Here is a 20,948-nt window from a genome sequence, read left to right on the forward strand (position 1 = left end):
GGTACGTAACTATTTCAGAATAAGCCTTAGCGTAGACATAAACAGCCGACTAAGATTACAAAAATTCGTCTGCACCACCATTACTGAGCATTATGTCACCAGCATCAGACAAACGACGTGCAATAGATAAAATTTCTTTTTGTGCGGCTTCTACATCAGTCACACGGATTGGCCCCATGGCTTCTAAGTCTTCTTGTAACATTTCTGATGCACGTTTCGACATATTGCGAAAAATTTTGTTCCGCAATCCTTCTTCTGCACCCTTAAGAGCTTTCTGCAGTACCTCTTGGGGAATATCCTTAAGAATTGCTTGAATTCCTCGGTCATCTACTTCAGAAAGATTATCAAATACAAACATGAGATCCTGAATTTGCAATGCCATTTCTTCATCGTTCTTTTCAATTTGTTCCATTAATGCAGATTCAAGCGTATTATCCATATAATTCATGATATTTGCAGCTGCCTTCAAGCCACCAATTTTTGCCGCTTGTGCACCTGCTTGACCCGCAAACTGTTTCTCCATAATTTCATTCAATTCGTGAAGTGCAGCAGGTTGAACTTCTTCAAGGTTTGCAATTCGCATAACTAAATCAAGTGCATTTCGTTCTGCAAACTGCGTGAGGATGTCTGCGGATTGTTCTGGTTCCAAGTAGGAAAGAACAATAGTTTGAATTTGAGGATGTTCATTAATAATAATTGATGCAACCTGACGTGGATCCATCCATTTAAGCGAGTCTAATCCTTTTGATCCGCTCCCCAAAAGCATTTGATCAACAAGATGTGTAGCTTTATCTTCACCCAATGCTGCTACAAGTGCATTCCGTACGAAATCTTCACTGCCCATACCTATAGCGGTAAACTGCTGAATATCTTCAATAAATTTACGATGAACAGCCCCCACCATATCTTGATTAAGATCCTGCATTTGCGTCATCACTCCACCGACTTTCTGAACCTGTTTGGGTTCTAAATGCCGAATGATACTTGCAGCGTCTTGCTCTGTTAAACTAAGGAGTAAAATGGCAGCTTTATCAAACCCAGACAATTGCGACACATCATAGCTTGTTCTTGATTCGTTTTTATCTTCATTAGCCATTAACCTTTATTCACCCAACTTTTCACAACCTGAGCAGCAAGATCAGGTTCATTCGTAACTAAAGCTCGGATGGCCTTAAGCAAGTCTTCATCCTTATGAAGGTCTGGGAGATTAAGGTTAGATGATCTCATTGAGAGGCTGCTTGACCCATCCAGATCTGAGCCAATCAAACCAATATCATCATCAGGATTCAGTGGCAATCCATCAGGTCCCAACATTTCACCATTTGGTCCCAGCATACTGTCATTATCTTTGTTCAAATAAAGTAATTTTGACAACGCTGGACGAATTAAAACTAAAATTACCACGATAAAGACCAGAGATGCTGCCAACCAGCGTATCCAATCATTGAAATTTGGATGTTCGTAAATAGGCACATTGCCCAAGGCCTCAACCTCTGGGATAATAAATGGCATTGAAATCACTTCAAGTACATCCCCACGTATGTCTGAATAACCCACACCACCGATAAGAAGACGCCTAATTTTATCAAGCTCGTCCTCACCAATAGGTATTCGTACCATTTTTCCAGACTCTGCATTAAAGGATTCTAAGTAATTGATAGCAACGGATACCGTCTGACGAGACACAACACCTGTCTGCGCCCGGCGGTGACTAATGGTAGTATCAAGTTCAAAATTTCTCGTAACTTCACGGTTGAGTGATCCCTTATCGCCGACACTATCATTCTTCAGGTCTTTAATATTCTCAGGAATCGCAGAATCTACAGGTGGTTGATTACTCAATGCACCAGGAATTCCTGCAACAAAATTACTATTATTATAATTTTCATATGTATGTTCACTGCGTGTTGCTGGGGTCATAGGGTCAAAATGCTTGCGTGTTTCTTCTACTGCACTAAAGTCCATTGTCACATCAACCTGCGACGTGAAATTACCTAAGCCTAGAACCGGTATTAAGATAGAGTCAATCTTCTCTCGTAGTATTTGCTCTTGCTTGCGTTCAAGCTCATATTCTTTGCGATGCCGAGAAGTTATTGCACTTTCACTGCCTGAACTTAAAAGACGACCATGCTGATCAGTAACAGTGATACGCAATGGTTTTAAGCTCGATACGGCAGAAGCGACCATATCGACAATTGAATCAACTTCTTCCTGACCAAGGATAGTTGTTCCACGCACGGTTAAGAATACCGTTGCTGTCGCTTCTTGATTATGCCGAATAAAGACACTTTGTTTTGGCATAGCCAGTAAAACACGAGCTTTGCTAACGCTACGAATTTTTTCAATTGCAGCAGCAAGCTGACGTTCACGGCTGAGTTTAAGACGTTCGCGTTCAAGCTGCTGAGATACGCCAAACCCCATGTCTTGAAGCAAGATATTATCACCGGCCTCTCGAGCTGAATTCAAACCTACACGACTCAAATTTAATTTAATCATGGAGTATTCCTTGGCGGACACATGAATTGTGTTGCCTTCTAATCTGTAGTCAATGTTTTGTTGGTCAAGATAATCCAGTACAAGAATCAGTTCATCAGTTTCATACATGCCTAGCGGTCTCATTTCTGGTTCTTGAACCCAAACGAAAAGCAAAGCAATTAACACAACACAAATGGCAATCGCAGCCACAAGTATCAATTGACGTGCAATATCAATGCCGCCGAGAGGACTAGAGGCAGGCGAAACGTTTCGCTCCATGGAATCTGGATTGTGCAGTGATGCACTCACGTCCGCTGAAGCTGGTAGTTCTGATCCACCATCAGCTAAGGCTAACTCTTTGTTTTCACCTTCTCCCGCCACGATTCAGTTCCTACTTTATATCTGCATATTCATCAATTCTTTGTACGCATCAACCAACTTATTGCGGGTTTGCACCGTTGCTTCAAATGCAATACTAGATTTATTACGCGCAATCATTACATTAGAAAGGCTAACACTGAGGTCTCCTTGATCAAAACGTGCTGCTAACTCGCTTGACGTTTTTTGGAGCCCATTGACTTTTTTGATAGCAGACGATAATAATTCAGCAAAGTCTTGACTCACTTGCTGACCAGTAGCCTGACGGCTTACATTTTGTGCTTCCAATGCTATCGTTTGCATTCCTTGCTGCATAGGAAAAATTTTCATTGATTATCCTCGCTGTCAAAATTTTAGCAACTCACGCAAGATAAAACTATTAATGTATTTTGGTTAATAACTGTGCAATGATTAAACCATAATGTAAGCTGCTCATACCTTTAAAAGCATTGCCTTACAGTTAAATATTAATACCTGCATTACGCATCTTTGCTAATTTATAACGCAACGTACGCGGCCTAATACCTAAGCGCTCAGCTACGTCTTTTCTGCGCCCTCCACATGCCCGAATCGTTTTTAAAATAATCGCAAACTCCTGCTCTCTTAACTCACCATCCAAGCTATCATATGTACCTATTACTGGCTTCAACGCATCAAATGTAATAACGTCTTCAGCTATATCAGTCAAGCTCGATGTTCGAAACGCTAAGTTTAGTGACGGTTTCGACTGAGCCTCAGCACGCGATGAGGAAGCGACAAGAGATTGCAAACTTTCTGCATCTTGCCAATCAATACCTTCCAGTAAAATGTCACATGCCTGAATATAGTTTTTTTTACAGAGAATAAGCGCACGTTGCATGACATTATCTAATTCGCGCACATTACCAGGCCACCTATAAGTCAAAAGCTTTTCTGCTGCTTTCTTTTGAAGTATTGGCACAGCATCACTCATTTTACTACAATGGCGTTGAAGCAGATGTTCTGCTAACGGAATAATATCTCCTTGACGATCAGATAATGGCAACCATGAGATAGGAAATACATTAAGGCGGTAATATAAATCTTCACGAAAGTAACCTTTTTCAATATACTCCCGTAAATCACGGTTACTAGTTGCTAATACGCGGACATTGAGTTTAATGCTTTTACGACTGCCTAGCCTTTCTACTTCACGTTCTTGCAGAACACGCAATAATTTTGCCTGTAAAGATACACTCATTTCACTGATCTCATCCAGCAAAATAGTACCACCTTGCGCTTGTTCGAATTTCCCAGGGCAAGCTTGCACCGCCCCAGTAAATGCACCTTTTTCATAACCAAACAACGTTGCTTCCAGCATATTTTCAGGAATAGCAGCACAATTGATGGCAATGAACGGGCCGTTAATACGAGTAGATTGGCAGTGAATATGACGCGCCATTATTTCTTTACCAGAACCACTTGGGCCAAGAATCATTACGTTAGCATCAGTTTTTGCTACTTTATCAGCCAATGCCATAAGCGCCAAACTTTTAGGATCAGCCACAATCGCTTTGCTCATATCGGTTGTAACCGGTGCATAACGACTGATCATATTTAGCAACACTTCAGGAGCAAATGGCTTCGCCATATAGTCAATGGCACCTTTTTTCATGGCTGATACTGCATCTTCAATGTTAGCGTATGCTGTCATAAGCAAAACAGGAAGCCTCGGATGATTAAACTTCAGATTTCGCAATAAGTCTAAACCATTCATACCCGCCATTTGAACGTCTGACACAACAATATCAACAGATTCCTTTTTAAGAAGCAACAAGGCTTGTTCCGCACTATCAGCTACTAACCACTGGAAGCCAGCTAATGTTAATGTATCCACTAAAGCTTCTCGCAGCCCTTCATCATCTTCAACAATTAGTACTTTACTTTGATTCATTAAGCTGTTCCTGATATTTTTTGATACGCTACATTACTGTTTTCTGCCAAAGGTAAGCAGAGCGTAAAGCAGGCACCTTGGCCCGGTTGCGAGTGAAGGGTCATCCTGCCTTTGTGGGCATGACAAACCATTTGTACAATGGCAAGACCAAGACCTGTACCCTGCTGACGAGTTGTAAAGAATGGTTCGATAATTTTATTTTGCAACTCTTTTTGGATACCGGGGCCATTATCGGAAACAGATAAAAACATATGGCCATTGGTTGTTCGTGTATCAACTACGATTTTACACTCATTTTCTGCTACTTGAATCGCATTAATGACAAGGTTCGATAATGCACTTGCCAACGCATGAGCATTACCAAGTAATAAAAGAGACTCATTATCACAATTGATTTCAAACTTCACGTTTTGGCTATTCACTGCAGCCTCCACCATAGGTTCAAATTCATTCAGTAAATGTTCAATCGTGAAGAGATTAGTTACCTTATTATCTCCACCTTTAGCAAATAACAACATATTATTTACTTGCTTTTCGAGATCATGAAGCCGATCTATCAGCTTGACTTGAAAATGCTTGCGGGTATGTTCATTAATATTTGGCGCTGCTAAATTGGCGGCATATAACAACGCACTAGAGAGAGGCGTACGCACTTGATGTGCTAAGGACGCTACCATTTGACCCAGCGAAGAAAGTCGCTGAAGATCACTAAAACAAGATTGAAGTAAACGCGTTTCTGTCATATCAGTAAGCAAAATTATCTGTCCTGAATCAGATGCGGAGATTGCAAGCTTAACACGTCGACCATCTCTTAAAGATATTTCATGACCGTCATCTTCGCGTGGAAAAAATGCGCGATAAATAACGTCCACCCAGCGTATCTGCTCCAACGGTTCACCCAGTAAGCGATGTGCTTCTGGATTCGCTTCAGCCACACGCCCATAGGGATCTAAAAGGATGATACCTGCTGGCATTACATTGAGTACTTGTTGGTCAACGGTTCCAAATGGTGAATTTTTGGCTTCCATGATCCTATACATTCAACTCTAAATTCTTCATTATCAATGCTACTATGCAGATATTACACCAATTATTATCTATTATTATTCAATGTGTTATGTTCTAAATCATAAAAAATAGAGTCAAAAAATTGACTTTACTTTAAAAGTACTACATTAACATGATGGTAAATTAGAAAATTTTTCCTTTATTCAGTCCGTATTTTTTCATTTTTTCAACTAACGTTGTACGTCGCATACCTAACATATCAGCAGCACGGGCAACGATACCCGCTTGCGCTTCTAATGCTTGACAAATCATGTCAATTTCTAAGTCAGCCAGCATTGCTTTGAGATTAACACCCTCAGGAGGAAGACCTGAGGGCGTGGAACCAAAGCTCGGTTGCTCTTCACTTGCCATGTCCATCGCAAATACAGTACTTAATGCATCACGCTCAAGCGCTTCATTGTCTTCAAGAGAACAGTTAGCTTCACGCTGAAATTCCGGAATATCACTGTAACGATACTTTTTAGGTAAATGGTTCACATCAACCATTTGGGAAGGATACAGAATAACTAAACGCTCAATTAAATTGGCTAGCTCACGAATATTACCCGCCCATTCGTGTTCCATCAATGATGTAATCGCGCGAGGTGTGAGGTGTATTTGATTGCTACCTTCTGCTTCTAAACGCCTCATAAGCTCTTGAATTAACAATGGAATATCCTCAATTCGATCGCGTAATGCTGGCATCTCAATTGGAAATACATTCAAGCGATAGAACAAGTCCTCTCGAAACGACCCCGCCTCAATCATAGCATCCAAATTGCGATGTGTTGCGGCAACGACACGTACGTTAACTTGAATAGTTCTATTACCACCCACACGTTCAAAACTATGCTCTTGAAGCACACGCAATAACTTAACCTGCATTAATTGTGGCATATCTCCAATTTCATCAAGGAACAATGTACCACCTTCAGCGAGTTCAAAGCGGCCTTTACGGGTAGATATTGCGCCAGTAAAAGCACCCTTTTCATGACCAAAGAGTTCACTTTCCAGTAACTCTGAAGGAATTGCACCACAATTAACAGGCATAAATGGTCCATTACCACGAAGGGAATGGTAATGAATATTACGTGCTACAACTTCCTTGCCTGTGCCAGATTCACCAAGAATCAAAACGCTGGCTTCTGTTCCAGCGACCTGCTCAATAAGATGTCTAACATAACTAATAGCATTATTGCGTCCAATCATACTACGAAATAACGTATTTTTACGGCTAAATTGCGGAATGTTAATCGCATGCTTACCTAAAAATTCCTGACAATGACGCAATGCATCTGCTAATTGTAGATAGTTTAAAGGCAATGCTAATTCACCAACAAAATTAGGTAAGCCATACAAATTATTTTTATGTTTTGAAAGCGCAATAACCGGGATATGGTTATTAATAGTCAAATTATCCAAAACCTGCGACAAACGCTGGGATGAATGAATATTGCCTAAAAAGCAAGCTCCTTCTGCTTGTTTCCAATGCATTTCATTAAGCTCGTTGGTTGAACATAACAGGTATTGCTCACCAATAAACTCCAAAATAACGCCAAAATCGTGACAAAATTTTTCATCGTCCTCGATAATAAGTATTTTCGCTAAACCTTGTATGTGTGAGATATATCTGCACCAAAACCATCTTTATTATCAACGCGTATATATTAACGGTAACAATAAAATAATCCATCTATTGTAATTATTGATTACTCTAAGGCAACTGAAGACACAGTAAGTCTGTCACTTCAATATCACCACCAATAATATTGTAGTGAAAATGGTGAGGTTTTATACTTCTGTTTGAGTAATATTGTGATACTCAACGGGTATTTGATCCCAAGCTGATTTAATCTCGCGCAATATACCTATGACATCATCAATGGGTACGTCCAAATTATTTAGATTAGCTTCTGAAATCTGATGGATCATATAGTAATAAAGTGCATCAAGATTGGAGGCAATTTTACCACCCTCATCCTTTGAGAGGCATGTTCTAAGGCTAATAATAATATCCAGTGCTTTACCTAAGCGTTCTCCTTTAGTAGGAATATTACCCTGCAGCATCGCAGCTTTACCTTGAATCAAACGCTCGATTGCCCCAGCCATCAGCATCTGGATCACTTTATGTGGTGATGCTGAACTTAACTGGCTGTTAATGGAAACTTTTTTGTAGGCCTGAAGTGACCCTCTCATAATATTCCTCACCTACTCAAATTTTTTATACACTTGTACTGACCTATGTCCTGTAATAATACGATTGGCTTGAGCTGCAGCATTATCTCGATGTTCTTTTATCAGGATAACTATTTGCTTAGTTCTTTTTAATGCAATCGACCAAGTTATTTTTTCCGGTAATTCCGGCAGCACCGCAATACTTGCCAAACATTGTTTTCTTTTGTTCAATAATCGTACCATTTTATTAGCATCAACTGGATTTGTTGTTAACACATTCAGTACATGTTCATCTATCGTTTCTAATTGGGACAAATATACTGATATCAATGTTTACCTTACCCAGGTATCATGTTCGTCATTGCTGAAAACTGTGATTGCATTTCTGCCATCGCGTTATCCATAGTGGAAAATTGTTTTAATGTTCGATTTTCAATATCTGTCATACGACGATTTAATGTATCTTGCTCATCACGCAAGCGTACTCGTTGATTATTTAAACTACTTTCACGGTTACGAATAGTACCGGTGACACCAGTGAAAGAATGGATTGTATCCTCTACCTTCTTTGCAAACCCATCATGACCTCCAAAAAAACCTTCCAAAGCCAAAAAATTACTTAACAGTTGCTTATCTAACAGACTGTGATTAATTTTTAACCGACCTTCCGTAGTTGTTGAAATACCCAGTTCACTCAGCGTTCTGATTGAGTCGGATGCTCCGTCAATAGGAGTAGAAAATAAATTTCGCATCTGGCTGGTTACAGAACGTACAATACTATCTCCCACCAGTGGTCCACCCTGCTGGCTTTCTGGATCGTACTTAGACAACAGTTTAGTAGTTTGATAAAAAATATTGTAAGCTTCAATAAAGTGCTCAAGCAATGCTTTCACTGCTTCGCGGTCTTCATCAATGACTATTGTTACTGGTCCATCTTTAGAGGTAGTAACTTGAGAAACATTTAGACTGACACCTTGAATCGCATCTGCAAACAAATTGGTGTCATTAGATACTGATGCCAACCCATCAATCAAAATACGTGCGTCTTTAGGTGCCTGTATTTCATTCATGGCATTAAAATCATTGAGGTGATTATACACTAAATTTTGCAGTGGGCTGGTTAGTGCAGCATTCACTGCTACGGAGATATAATTGTCAGCTCCTGTTTTACCACTACCTAAGATTAAACGTGCTCCAGTATCATCATTGATCACTGATGTTGTTACACCAGGATTAGATGGATGGTTATTAATGGCGCGAACAATGTCAAGCAGGGAACTGCTATCTTCGTCAATATCAATGGTCATTGAGTGACCATCGAGCCGTATAACCAAACGTCCTGCGCCAAAGTCATTGTCAGAGTCTAACCCGCCCGAAACCAGTTTATGAGGTTGAGCCAGTTGCCGTATATCAATCGAATAAACGCCAGTAACGGCTTGGTGATCTGCAAAAACAGAAACGGCCTCCGAATTATCGGAAGTAGTATTCCTAGCTGTAAAAGTATTTTTACGACGAAAGTTAGACATTAAATCTTGCATCGTATCAAGAGAATCTTTAAGTCTACCATAGGCACTAATGTGGGTTTCAACATCATTCATACGGCTCATAATGCGCTCCTGTTTAGGCGCACGCTCAGCATCAATAATTTTGTTGACCATAGAATTAATGTTCATTCCACTGCCAAGACCAGTTGCACTCAGACCCATATTCTTTTCCTCGGTTATACCTTTACTTCCACTAGCCCCCTCGCATGCAGAGACAGTTGCTGTGCTAGCTCTAACATTTCCTTCTCTGGAATCTGCCTAATTATATCGCCGCTACTCATTTCATAAACAATAACGACGCTTTTTCCAGAGTCCTCATCGAGACGAAACGACAAGCCTTTATTAAAGGTAGACACAAACTCATCCAGTCGTGCTACCAATGTTTCAAGCTGTTCCTGCTGAATTTCACGCAAATCTTTAAATTGATAGACTTGCCCTACTGGACGCTTAGGGAACTTCTCAACATTAGCAATCGACGGATGTTGGTGTGTGGTTTTGAGCTGAGTCTCTCCCATTGGCTTTTTGCTATTATCCATTTGACTGCCGGACTGTGGGGACACATGAGACAGGGATGTTAAAGAAACGGATGTTATGTCCATTGCTGTTCACCTCCTGTTAGCTAATACTAGTGAAAAGCAAGCTCACCATCATACTGGCTACATCTCTATTATCCTAACAAGCTTAATGCTGCTGATGGAGCTTGCTTTGCTTGTGCAAGTATAGACGTACCAGACTGCTGCAAAATTTGAGATTTAGTAAACTGCGTAGTTTCCTTCGCAAAATCTACATCACGAATACGGCTATTAGATGCACTGACGTTTTCATTCACATTATTCAGGTTAGCAATCGTATGGCTTAAACGGTTTTGCTTCGCACCCAGCTCTGCACGGTGAGAATTAATATATTGTATCGCGTTGTCCACAAGACCCACTGCTTTCTGTGCCCCCCCCATGGTACCAACATCAATATCTTTAACTGTTTCGTTAGTTTTTATCGCTTCAACCATCCCTAAAGACGTTGCTAAAACACCTTCAAAAGTAACATCTGCACCTGATGCAGCTACGACTTGCAGTTCACCATTCTCAGTCACAGATGCATTAATTTTACTATCTGCTTGACCGTTAATATAAGTTGCAATTTCTTCCACGTCGTCACCCGCTTTCGCAGAAACACTAATTGACGTTGTACCGCCGTCAGCATTGGTGATAGTCATATTCATTGACACACCGCCTGTTGCGGTCCAATCAGCTATTGAAACACCTACTGAAGAGGTAAAGGTTGCCCCTCCCATCATCGCTTCATCGGCACGGATATTTTTGAGTTCCATCATAACCATTTCACCCGCATTCGCACCAACTTGGAATGACTTAGTTCCAAAAGTGCCGTTCAGCAGTTTCGTACCACCAAAAGAGGTCGTTTCTGCAATACGGTTTAGTTCATCTTGTAATGCAACAACTTCTTCTTGAATTGCTTTACGCTCTTCAGTTCCATTTGCACCATTAGCTGATTGCAGGGACAGATCACGCATACGCTGTAGAATATTAGCGGATTCTTCCATTGCACCTTCAGCAGTTTGCGCCAGTGAGATGCCATCATTGGCATTACGAACAGCAACATCTAACCCACGACTTTGTGAAATCAAACGGTTAGATATTTGCAGACCTGCTGCATCATCCTTTGCACTATTGATACGATAACCTGACGATAAACGCTCCATAGATGCATTTAGTGAGTCAGTGGAACGGTTTAAATAACGCTGAGCAGTCATTGCTGGAACGTTAGTGTTTACTGTAATAGCCATAACTATTCTCCATTTAGGACTAAGCCCAGCTTTCGGCCAACTATATAGGGAAAACCAGTACTAAATCTCTCTTAACCCATGTAACGGCGCCGTTTCACAAACCTTTACACTTTTTTCCCTGTTTGTATAACACTCAGGACCATCCAACAAATGACCATAGTGTCATGTTGCTATGCTTTGTTTCCTCATTAAAATTCAGATAGCAAATCCCAACATGTTCCACTATTAGACAATCGTTTTCGTTGTAGGCATACCTAGCCTTATCAGCTTATTGAACGCTTTTATCATGGCGTCAGTTTCATTAATCTAAGTGCCGTGATTTCTTAGGCTCAACGTTCCTACCAGTAGTTTTTAACTGGAACCATTTTTGTCTCTGCTAGATAACGTTTATAGTAATAATATTTCGCCTTATAATGCTGCTTTAAACCATATAATTGCTGATAACTGACCGCTAAGTTATACGAATGGCTTCGCTTTTTCACAAGTTTCTTCTTTACTTAGGAGGGATGAATGGAACTGCTTATTTAATATAAGCACCACCGCCTAACCTTGCATTGATTCTTAGGGAGGTCTATTTGAAAAAGTTAGGTAGCACTTCACCATCAGTCATATTTGACGCACTTAACTCAGCAGCAATAATTCCACGCGTCTTTATATCTACCACTAGATGTAACTTGCCAAACTCTCCGTTTCCCATAAGTGCTATGCTTTTTTTACTTCCCATGCGCCGTCACCGTAGCTTTTGAGCCCCATAAAATCAATGGCTCTGTGCTGTATACTTCCTTTATTCTTCGTCTTCAACATGACGTTAACCGTTTTAATTTGCTTGCTAATTCATGAATAGTGAGGGCATGACAATAGCAGCTGAACAAGTCTAAAAATAAAATTAATTAATCCTTTTCGACCTCTTAATAACACTGAAAATATTCATTTAACCATGAGGGCCGTCGTAATAGCTAAGTCTCCAGATAAACGAGGTCTTCCATAATTACCCAGCTTAGTTGGATTCCATAGCTGAATGGCTTCTTCATCAATTCAGAATATTAGTAAGCCACGATTGATTAACACTGTATTACACTGCTTCCAGTTAGCTGTTTTGTGGCGTAGATTGTTCATAGACCTGAATATTTGAGTGAGCCTAACTGCTTAGAGTGCTCATTGAAAATTTAGTTCCCTTGTTTAGGAGATAAAAACAGTCACCATACACGTTCCCTAGCAAAGACAGCAATGATTCGAATTAGCAAATTACTTAGATAGATATTAAGCCTAAGGAATCACACAGCTCATACTAGTAAAATCGACGCCATGATAAAAGCGTTAAATAAACTGACACCACTTGGTGTGCCTAACACGAGAGCGATTGTCTAATAGTGAATCATGTGGGGATTTGCTATCTGACTCACATTAAGAAACAAAGCCCATGATTACTCCGCTTAGTTTGTTTCCAGTTGGTTGTTTGGTAATGAAGCTTCTTCATAGATCTGAATATTTAAATAATCCTAACTGTTTAGAACATAGGTTAACAATTTGGTTCCATAATTTAGAAAACAAAGCTATGTGAAGTGTGAATTTTTGGCATATGAACTGACAGACGAAACATAGAAATAGTGCCAAAAGTATTTAAGAATATGATGTAAAAATAGAAAATAATAATATTATCTAGTCATGGTAAAAATTAGCTATATTATATAGTTATATTAAGCTAAATAATGGAATACCTGTTAAAATAAAGATTAAAAAGCCACTCACTTTCAAGTGAATGGCTTTAAACTTAAGCTCTCTTTTCTTGCTAATTCTATTTTAGAATTAATTACAGAGCAGCTTTTGCTTTTTCAACAAGCATAGAGAATGTTCTTTTATCAAATACTGCGATATCAGCTAAGATCTTACGATCTATTTCAATTGATGCTTTCTTTAGACCATTGATGAAACGACTATAAGGCATACCATTTTGATGTGCCGCAGCATTGATGCGAACAATCCACAGTTGACGAAATTGACGTTTCTTCTGACGACGGTCCCGGTAAGCATATTGACCAGCTTTAGTAATAGCCTGAAAAGCCACACCATAAACACGTGAACGTGCCCCATAATAACCTTTAGCTTGTTTTAAAACTTTCTTGTGACGTACACGAGATCGTACACCACGTTTCACGCGAGCCATGAATTATCTCCTAAACTAAATCGTTAATACACTAAGAAAAATTATGCATATGGAAGCATGCGAATAACTGCTGCAACTTCGCACTTCGATAAAATTGCATATAAACGCAGTTGACGTTTATTCTTAGTAGAACGCTTAGTTAGAATGTGGCGTTTAGTTGCGTGCTTGAACTTAAAACCACCAGCAGTTTTTTTGAAGCGCTTAGCCGCACCTTTGTTTGATTTCATCTTAGGCATAATGAAGAATTCCGCATTGTTTCCATGTTAATAACAACATAATCAGGCGAATGAAAAGGTTACACGCTGTTTAAAATAAAAAAGTGCATAATCTATTACATTACTTGTATGCCAAAATTACTTCTTTTTAGGGGCAAGAATCATGACCATTTGACGACCTTCGATTCGCGTTGGAAAACTTTCTACTAAACAAATATCAATAGTGTCTGCCTTCAAACGATTTAGAACGTCAACACCGATCTGTTGATGCGCCATTTCGCGCCCACGGAATCGGATAGTGACTTTGACCTTATTGCCTTCTTCAATAAAGCGAATCAGGTTACGTAGTTTTACCTGATAGTCTCCAATATCAGTACCAGGACGGAATTTAATTTCCTTAACCTGAATAACTTTTTGATTTTTTTTCTGCTCTTTCGCAGCTTTACTCTTTTCGTAAATGAACTTACCATAGTCCATCACACGACAAACTGGTGGTTCGGCATTAGGACTGATTTCAACTAAATCTACTCCCGCTTTTTCAGCTATTCTCATAGCTTCTACAATCGAAACAACACCAACAGCTTCACCGTCAAAATCAGTTAAACGCACTTCACGTACACCAATAATTTCGTCATTTAAACGATGAGCATTTTGTTTTGCTGGGGTTTTTTTTGCGCCTTTAATACCTTATTCCTCCAAAATATTGAGCGTTCGGGTGCGAATTTCATTCTCGAGCAGAGAAGCAAATTCTTCAATTGTTAATTTACCCAAATCTTTACCTCTGCGCGTACGTACACGTACTGTTGCTTTGCCTGCTTCTATCTCTTGGTTACCACAGACAAGCATATAAGGTACACGCTGTATAGTATGTTCTCGAATTTTAAAGCCAATCTTCTCATTTCTCAAGTCCGCTGACGCTCTAAATCCTGCTTTTTGAAGTTTTTTCGCTATACTCTGAGCATAATCAGCCTGATTGCTGGTGATATTCATCACCACAGCCTGCAAAGGAGTCAACCAACTCGGGAAATAACCAGCATATTCTTCAATCAAAATACCGATGAAACGTTCTAGTGAACCTAAAATAGCTCGGTGAATCATCACTGGAGTATGGCGCTCATTGTCTTCGCCAATGTACGTTGCGCCTAAACGCTCAGGCAAAGCGAAATCAAGTTGCACAGTACCACACTGCCATGCACGATCCAAACAATCACGCAGTGTAAATTCAATCTTTGGTCCATAGAAGGCTCCTTCTCCATTCAAAATGTCAAATTTAATGCTCATGGAATCAAGTGCTTCAACCAATGCGGTTTCTGCACGATTCCACATTTCATCTGAACCAACTCGCATCTCAGGACGCGTAGATAAATGCACAATAATTTTATTGAAACCAAAAATTTTATATATATCATAAATCATTGAAATACAATAAATTATTTCTTTTTTAGTTTGTTGAAAAGTACAAAAAATATGTGCATCATCCTGTGTGAATCCACGAACACGCATCAAGCCATGTAATGCGCCTGATGGTTCATCACGGTGACAGCTACCAAATTCCGCCATACGAAGCGGCAAATCGCGATAAGATTTCAAACCTTGGTTAAAGATTTGTACGTGACCTGGGCAATTCATTGGTTTCAATGCATATTCACGACTTTCTGATTGTGTCGTAAACATGTAATCAGCATATTTATCCCAATGACCTGAGCGTTCCCAGAGAATGCGATCCATCATCAGTGGACCTTTCACTTCCTGATATTCATACTCAACCAATTTCTCGCGAATCAACATTTCCAACTCACGAAATATAATCCAGCCCTTGTGATGCCAGAATACCATACCAGGCGCTTCTTGCTGCATATGATACAGAGCAAGCTGCTTACCAAGTTTACGATGATCACGTTTTTCTGCTTCTTCCAAACGAATAAGGTACGCTTTAAGTTCCTTCTTATTTCGAAATGCTGCACCATAAATACGTTGAAGCATTTTATTATTACTGTTACCTCGCCAATAGGCGCCAGCAACACTTAGAATCTTAAAGTTCTGGCAGAAGCTCATGTTCGGCACGTGCGGGCCACAACACATATCAACATACTCTTCATGGTAGTAAAGGCCAGGACAATCATCTCGAGAAATATTTTCGTTAAGAATTTCAAGCTTGTAAGTTTCACCACGTGCTGCGAATACATCACATGCATTTTGCCAACTTACATTTTTCTTAACCACTGGATATTTAGTTTTAGTTAGCTCTTTCATGCGCTTTTCAATCGCATCAAGATCTTCTTGCGTAATAGATCGCTCAAGATCAACGTCATAGTAGAAACCGCTGTCAATAGTTGGACCAATCGCCATTTTTGCATCTGGAAATAACTGTTTAATTGCATGACCTAACAAGTGAGCACATGAGTGGCGGATAATTTCCAAGCCATCTGCATCTGTTGCAGTAATGATTTTCAGATTCGCATCTTGTGCAATCAAATCACATGCATCAACACGTTGATTGTTAACACGACCTGCAATACAAGCTTTTGCAAGACCAGCCCCAATATCTAGAGCAACATTAAGAGTGGAAACTGGGTTGTCAAAAGAACGTTGACTACCGTCTGTAAGAGTAATTACAGGCATTTAATTATCCTATGTACAGTAATGCCACACATGCGGTAGCACATATTATGATTTTATTTTTTAATAAAATTAGTTATAAATAAGATGGTGTTAAATAAGTTCTTCACATATTCATTTTGTATATAAATAAAATTCAATGCACAAGAATCAAAAATAAATTGCCACTTCATGTGGCTTTGTTTCCTGGTTTGAGTTAAGCTAGCAAATCCTAACATAATTAACGATTAAACTATCGCTTTTATTTTCCATATATTTAGCTTAATCAGCTGATTTAACGCTTTTATCATGGCGGAATTTTCGATAATCTGAGCCTTATAATCTCTTAAGCTGAATGTCCCTCCTTCCAGTAATTTTTTTGTTCAAAATATTGTTGTTTTTAATAGGGAACGCGTTTACGGTTGCCATATTTCGTTTTTTAATGCCGATTGAAACCGTATAATTTTTGGTAACTGACCGCTAAAGTACACGGATAACTTTGTTTTTTAAAAAGTTGCTCTTTTTTTGATGAAATGAATGAAACCGCTCGTTTAATACGAATGGTTTCGTAACATTGTCTGATGTCATAAGCACCATCGACCAATATTTCATTGCTTTTTCGACAAATCTGTTTGAACAAGTTAGGTAGCACTTCACCGTCAGTTACATTTAAGGCATTTAGCTAAGCAGCAATGATTTCTTGCGTTTTTATATCTATCGCTAAATGTGACTTACGTCAGATTTACCGTTTCCCATTAGTACCATGCTTTTTTACTGTCCATTCGCCTTCACCGTAGATTTTGAGCACCTTAAAATCCATTACTAAGTGCTGGATGCTTCCTTTATTCTTCATCTCAAACGTGACATTGGCCTTTTGGCTCGCTTGCTAATGTATGAATAGTGGGGACATAACAATGGCAGTTGAGCACATTTGAAAACAGAATTAATAAATCCTTACTAACCTCTCGATGCCATTGGAAATACGTGTTTCACCATGAGTAATGGATAAGTAGCTAAATAAACTAGGTCTCCCATGATTATCCTGATTAGTTTAATGCCATAGGTGAATCGCTTCTTCATCAATCCAGAATATTAGGAATTACGATTAATTAAAGCTTAATTATACTGCTTTAGTTTGTTATTTTACAGTAAAATTTATTCATAGACTTAAATATTTAAGTGAGCTTAGCTGTTTAGAGTACAGATTAATAATCTAGTTCCATTATTAAAAATCATTATGTTTCATTGATTCTTCGGCAGGTCTTTTTGAGCAAGTTAGATAGTATGTCAATCTTCAGTCATACTTGATGAATTTAACCCAACAGCAATGATTTCATGTATATTTATATTTACCGCTATATATAACTTGTTCCAGACAAGCAGTTTAGCGTCTGTGTCATGCTTTTTTACTGTCTACTCGTCTTTACCGTAAATTTTTAGTCCTGTAGAAGCAATGGCTAAGAGCAGGATAATTCCTTTAGGCTTCTGTCTTGAACGCAATGGGCTTTATTTCACTAATATGAATGGCGTGATCCCTTAAGCTCGCTGTCTCTCCCAGTCATTTTTTGACTAGAACCATTGCTACCTCTGCTAAGGGACGTTGATAATAACCGGCTTTATTTTCCAAATAATGGAACTAAATTTTCAATCCACAATCTAAACAATTAGGCTCACTTTAATATTCAGGTCCATGACAATCTTTGCTACAAAACAACTAACTGGAAGCAGTATAATCAAGTTTTCATCAATCGTAGCTAGCTAACATTCTGGACTGATGAAAAACTATTCAACTATGAAGTCAAGCTAAGCAGGGTGATCATGGGAGACCTCATATATTTAGCGACTCAACCATTACGACGACCTTCATGGTTGAATACGTATTTTCAATACCATTGAAAGATCTGCAAAGATTCATTAATCCTGTTTTTAAATTTACTCAACTGCCATTGTCATGCCCTCATTATTCATGCATTAGCAAGCGAACTACAATGGTTAACATCACGTTCAAAAAAAATAAAGGAAACATCCAGCACTTAACCATAGATTCTACAGTGCTCAAAGTTCACGATGAAGATGAATAGACAGTAAAAAAACATGGTACTGATGGGCAACGACGAGTCTGACACAAATTACATTTAGTAATAGATATAAATATACATAAATCATTGCTACTGAGTTAAGTGCTTTAAATGTCACTGATGGTACAGTACGAACTAACTTGCTCAAACAGACCTGCTGAAAAATTAATAAAATATCAACCGATAATGCTTGTAACATCAAACAATATTACGAAACCGTTCAAATTAAACGTGCGGTTCCACGCATCTCATCCAAAAAAGAGCAACTGTCGGGGAACGAGGTCATCCGCGTAATTTAGTGATCAGTTACCAAAATTATACGGTTTCAAGCAGCATCGAAAAACGAGGTATGATTACCATAAACGTTCCCTAGCAAAGACTGCAATATTTAAAGTTAAAAAATTTTTGAAAAAACGTTGAACCGAAGGGCTTACAATGCCTAGGTGGCTTTGTTCCTCATTCTAGTTCAGACGGCGAATCTCCACATGATTCACTATTAAACAATCTCTTTCGTCTTAGGCATACTTCATTTTATCAACTCATTTAACGCTTTTATCATAGCGACGGTTTTACTAATCTGAGTTATGTGATTTCTTAAACTCAATGTCCCTACTAGTAGTTTTTAGGCTCGAACCATTACTGTCCCTGCTAGGGAACGTTTGCGGTAACCGGCTTTATTTCCTAAATAAAAGAACTAGATTTTCAGTCAACACTCTAAATAGTTAGGCTCACTTAAATATTCAGGTCTATTAACAATCTGCGCCACAAAACAACTAACTGGAAGGACATTGAGCTTAAGAATTCATCATGCTCAAATTAACGAGACTTACCCCATGATAAAAGCGTCAAATAATCTGACCAAGCTTAGTATGATAAAAACACAAGCAATTGTTTAATAGTGGATCACGTTGGGATTTGCTATCTGAATTCAAATTAGGAAACAAAGCCTAGCAAACATATGCAGTTCAAAAGCATTGGATGGACATAGTGGACACTATGGAAAATGAAAAATTTTATACGAAAAATACCTATGCCATACATGACTCAAGTAGGTAATAAATCCACTCAAAAATTACTATAATTTAAAAGATAAACTTGAAACTTTGGTATATTTTAGAGAGTAATGAAGAATATATAGTTGAAGTACAAAAAAACAAGTGGCAACTTATGATTGATAAAAAACTATTGTCCTATTTTAAACTCTACTCAGTAAAAAAATATCATGTATCACATGAAAATCATGTTATTATAGATTAACGAATGTATATTTATAAAATATAATCAATAAAATAAATAATGATAATATAGGCTAGATAGCCATAAGAGGCTTCCCAATACGCGCAAAAAATTGCCGCTATAAACTTACATTTTTAAATATGAGTATACCAAGCAATCAGTAAGGAGTGTATATGGCTACTTGGATCAAAGCGAAAGTCATTGCAAATCGCCGCTGGAATAAAAATCTGTTTAGCCTTGTACTTGATGCTGATGTTGATCCGTTTATTGCCGGACAATTCACTAAACTTGGTTTAGAAATCAACGGAAAGCTTATCCAACGCGCCTACTCTTACGTAAACCCTCCTGACGGTAAGTATCTAGAAATTTATGTGACACGTGTGACAGATGGATTGCTCTCTCCCGCACTACACGCACTAGAAGCGGGCGATTCAGTAATGATCACCAAAGATACGACTGGTTGTTTTACGCTTGATGAAATTCCTGATGGTGAACATCTTTGGATGCTGTCTACAGGTACCGCACTCGGACCTTTCTTATCAATTTTACAGCAAAATAAAGTGTGGCCACGCTTTCGTAAAATAGTACTCATACATGCCGTTCGTTTTTCTGCTGATCTCAGCTATCAATCTAAAATTAATTCATTAAAACAACAACACAGTGACCAAATTATTGTACAACCATTTGTAAGCCAAGAGCCCAATGCTAGTGCATTATCTGGACGCATTACTCACGCACTTGAAGATGGCATGTTAGAACGCATTATTGGTTTAAAGTTGTCACCAGAACAAAGCCAAATTATGCTGTGTGGTAACCCTAGCATGATCAAAGATGTACGAGAACTACTTGAACAAAAAGGGTTAACAAAAAACTTACGTCGTAAACCAGGGCAAATCACCACTGAGCAATATTGGTAATCACGCTTCATGAATTATTCAACCAGAGGTGACACTACTACGATATATCTGCTACTTGAGCTATTCAATCATGAATACCTTCCATTAAACAATTGCTTTCGTATTAAGCATACCTAGTCTTCTCAACTTATTTAATACTTTTATCATCGTGAAGGTTTCGCTAACCTGGTATTCTAATCCTTTAAGTTCAATGTCCCCCCCTCAGTAGTTTTTTAATTCGAACCATTGCTTTCTATACTAAAAAGCTTTTATAGTAACTAGCTTTTTCTAAATCATGGAACTCACTCTTCAATTAACACTCTAAGTGGCTAACTGGAAGCAATATAATCAAACTTTAATCAATTATGGCTCACTAGCATTCTGGATTAGTGAAGAAGCCATTCAGCTATAAAATAAAACTAAACAGGC

The 20,948-nt window shown here is 38.7% G+C and carries 17 protein-coding genes and 3 pseudogenes; 3 read left to right on the plus strand and 17 right to left on the minus strand.

The window, feature by feature from the left end; all coding sequences use genetic code 11:
- Nucleotides 1-55: 55 nt before the first annotated feature.
- The 17 genes and pseudogenes from fliG to BTN50_RS02970 form a co-directional block, all read right to left on the minus strand.
- Nucleotides 56-1,096 (minus strand): flagellar motor switch protein FliG, encoded by a 1,041-nt coding sequence (gene fliG, locus BTN50_RS02890; protein ID WP_096618960.1) that lies wholly within the window; start codon nt 1,094-1,096, stop codon nt 56-58.
- Nucleotides 1,096-2,856 (minus strand): flagellar basal-body MS-ring/collar protein FliF, encoded by a 1,761-nt coding sequence (fliF, locus tag BTN50_RS02895; RefSeq protein ID WP_096618961.1) that lies wholly within the window; start codon nt 2,854-2,856, stop codon nt 1,096-1,098. Before fliF ends, fliG begins: the two co-directional genes overlap by 1 nt.
- Nucleotides 2,857-2,871: 15 nt before the next feature.
- Nucleotides 2,872-3,183, minus strand: a complete 312-nt coding sequence (gene fliE / locus BTN50_RS02900; RefSeq protein ID WP_096618962.1) for a flagellar hook-basal body complex protein FliE — start codon at nt 3,181-3,183, stop codon at nt 2,872-2,874.
- A gap of 130 nt (nt 3,184-3,313) precedes the next feature.
- Nucleotides 3,314-4,765: a sigma-54-dependent transcriptional regulator gene (locus tag BTN50_RS02905; protein WP_096618963.1), complete on the minus strand. Its 1,452-nt coding sequence runs from the start codon at nt 4,763-4,765 to the stop codon at nt 3,314-3,316.
- Complete coding sequence (locus BTN50_RS02910) at nt 4,765-5,793, minus strand: sensor histidine kinase (protein WP_096618964.1); 1,029 nt, start codon at nt 5,791-5,793, stop codon at nt 4,765-4,767. The genes BTN50_RS02905 and BTN50_RS02910 overlap by 1 nt, the downstream gene beginning before the upstream one ends.
- A 163-nt stretch (nt 5,794-5,956) precedes the next feature.
- Entirely contained in the window at nt 5,957-7,429 is a 1,473-nt protein-coding gene (locus BTN50_RS02915; RefSeq protein ID WP_096618965.1) for a sigma-54 dependent transcriptional regulator, read from the minus strand.
- Nucleotides 7,430-7,603: 174 nt separating this feature from the next.
- Nucleotides 7,604-8,008, minus strand: a complete 405-nt coding sequence (fliS, locus tag BTN50_RS02920) for a flagellar export chaperone FliS (protein WP_096618966.1) — start codon at nt 8,006-8,008, stop codon at nt 7,604-7,606.
- A gap of 12 nt (nt 8,009-8,020) precedes the next feature.
- A complete protein-coding gene (locus tag BTN50_RS02925) occupies nt 8,021-8,218 on the minus strand; it encodes a hypothetical protein (RefSeq protein ID WP_223823240.1) in 198 nt (65 codons plus the stop codon).
- Between the two features lie 107 nt (nt 8,219-8,325).
- Entirely contained in the window at nt 8,326-9,693 is a 1,368-nt protein-coding gene (fliD, locus tag BTN50_RS02930) for a flagellar filament capping protein FliD (protein ID WP_096618967.1), read from the minus strand.
- Between the two features lie 14 nt (nt 9,694-9,707).
- Nucleotides 9,708-10,130, minus strand: coding sequence for a flagellar protein FlaG (locus BTN50_RS02935; RefSeq protein ID WP_096618968.1), 423 nt, complete (start codon nt 10,128-10,130; stop codon nt 9,708-9,710).
- A 68-nt stretch (nt 10,131-10,198) separates the two neighbouring features.
- Nucleotides 10,199-11,332, minus strand: coding sequence for a flagellin (locus BTN50_RS02940; RefSeq protein ID WP_096618969.1), 1,134 nt, complete (start codon nt 11,330-11,332; stop codon nt 10,199-10,201).
- 225 nt (nt 11,333-11,557) lie between these two features.
- Nucleotides 11,558-12,448 (minus strand): annotated as a pseudogene (locus tag BTN50_RS02945) (IS5 family transposase).
- Nucleotides 12,449-13,142: 694 nt separating this feature from the next.
- Complete coding sequence (gene rplT / locus BTN50_RS02950; protein WP_096618970.1) at nt 13,143-13,496, minus strand: 50S ribosomal protein L20; 354 nt, start codon at nt 13,494-13,496, stop codon at nt 13,143-13,145.
- Nucleotides 13,497-13,537: 41 nt separating this feature from the next.
- Nucleotides 13,538-13,732: a 50S ribosomal protein L35 gene (gene rpmI, locus BTN50_RS02955; protein ID WP_096618971.1), complete on the minus strand. Its 195-nt coding sequence runs from the start codon at nt 13,730-13,732 to the stop codon at nt 13,538-13,540.
- A gap of 117 nt (nt 13,733-13,849) precedes the next feature.
- Nucleotides 13,850-14,395 carry a translation initiation factor IF-3 gene (infC, locus tag BTN50_RS02960; protein WP_096618972.1) on the minus strand — a complete coding sequence of 182 codons (546 nt, stop codon included), beginning with the start codon at nt 14,393-14,395 and terminating at the stop codon, nt 13,850-13,852.
- Between the two features lie 3 nt (nt 14,396-14,398).
- Complete coding sequence (gene thrS / locus BTN50_RS02965) at nt 14,399-16,333, minus strand: threonine--tRNA ligase (protein WP_096618973.1); 1,935 nt, start codon at nt 16,331-16,333, stop codon at nt 14,399-14,401.
- Between the two features lie 224 nt (nt 16,334-16,557).
- A pseudogene (locus tag BTN50_RS02970) lies at nt 16,558-17,419 on the minus strand (IS5 family transposase).
- 704 nt (nt 17,420-18,123) lie between these two features.
- On the opposite strand from BTN50_RS02970, the pseudogene BTN50_RS09350 reads away from it, so the two are divergent.
- The 3 genes and pseudogenes from BTN50_RS09350 to BTN50_RS02980 form a co-directional block, all read left to right on the plus strand.
- Nucleotides 18,124-18,390, plus strand: a pseudogene (locus BTN50_RS09350) (transposase); the annotation flags it as partial.
- Nucleotides 18,391-18,498: 108 nt separating this feature from the next.
- Entirely contained in the window at nt 18,499-18,681 is a 183-nt protein-coding gene (locus tag BTN50_RS09705) for a hypothetical protein (protein ID WP_150137209.1), read from the plus strand.
- 1,115 nt (nt 18,682-19,796) lie between these two features.
- On the plus strand, nt 19,797-20,540 hold the full coding sequence (locus BTN50_RS02980) for a ferredoxin--NADP reductase (protein WP_096618974.1): 744 nt from the start codon (nt 19,797-19,799) through the stop codon (nt 20,538-20,540).
- Nucleotides 20,541-20,948 lie beyond the last annotated feature (408 nt).

The sequence above is a fragment of the Candidatus Enterovibrio altilux genome (genome assembly GCF_002381345.1).
GTDB lineage: Bacteria > Pseudomonadota > Gammaproteobacteria > Enterobacterales > Vibrionaceae > Enterovibrio > Enterovibrio altilux.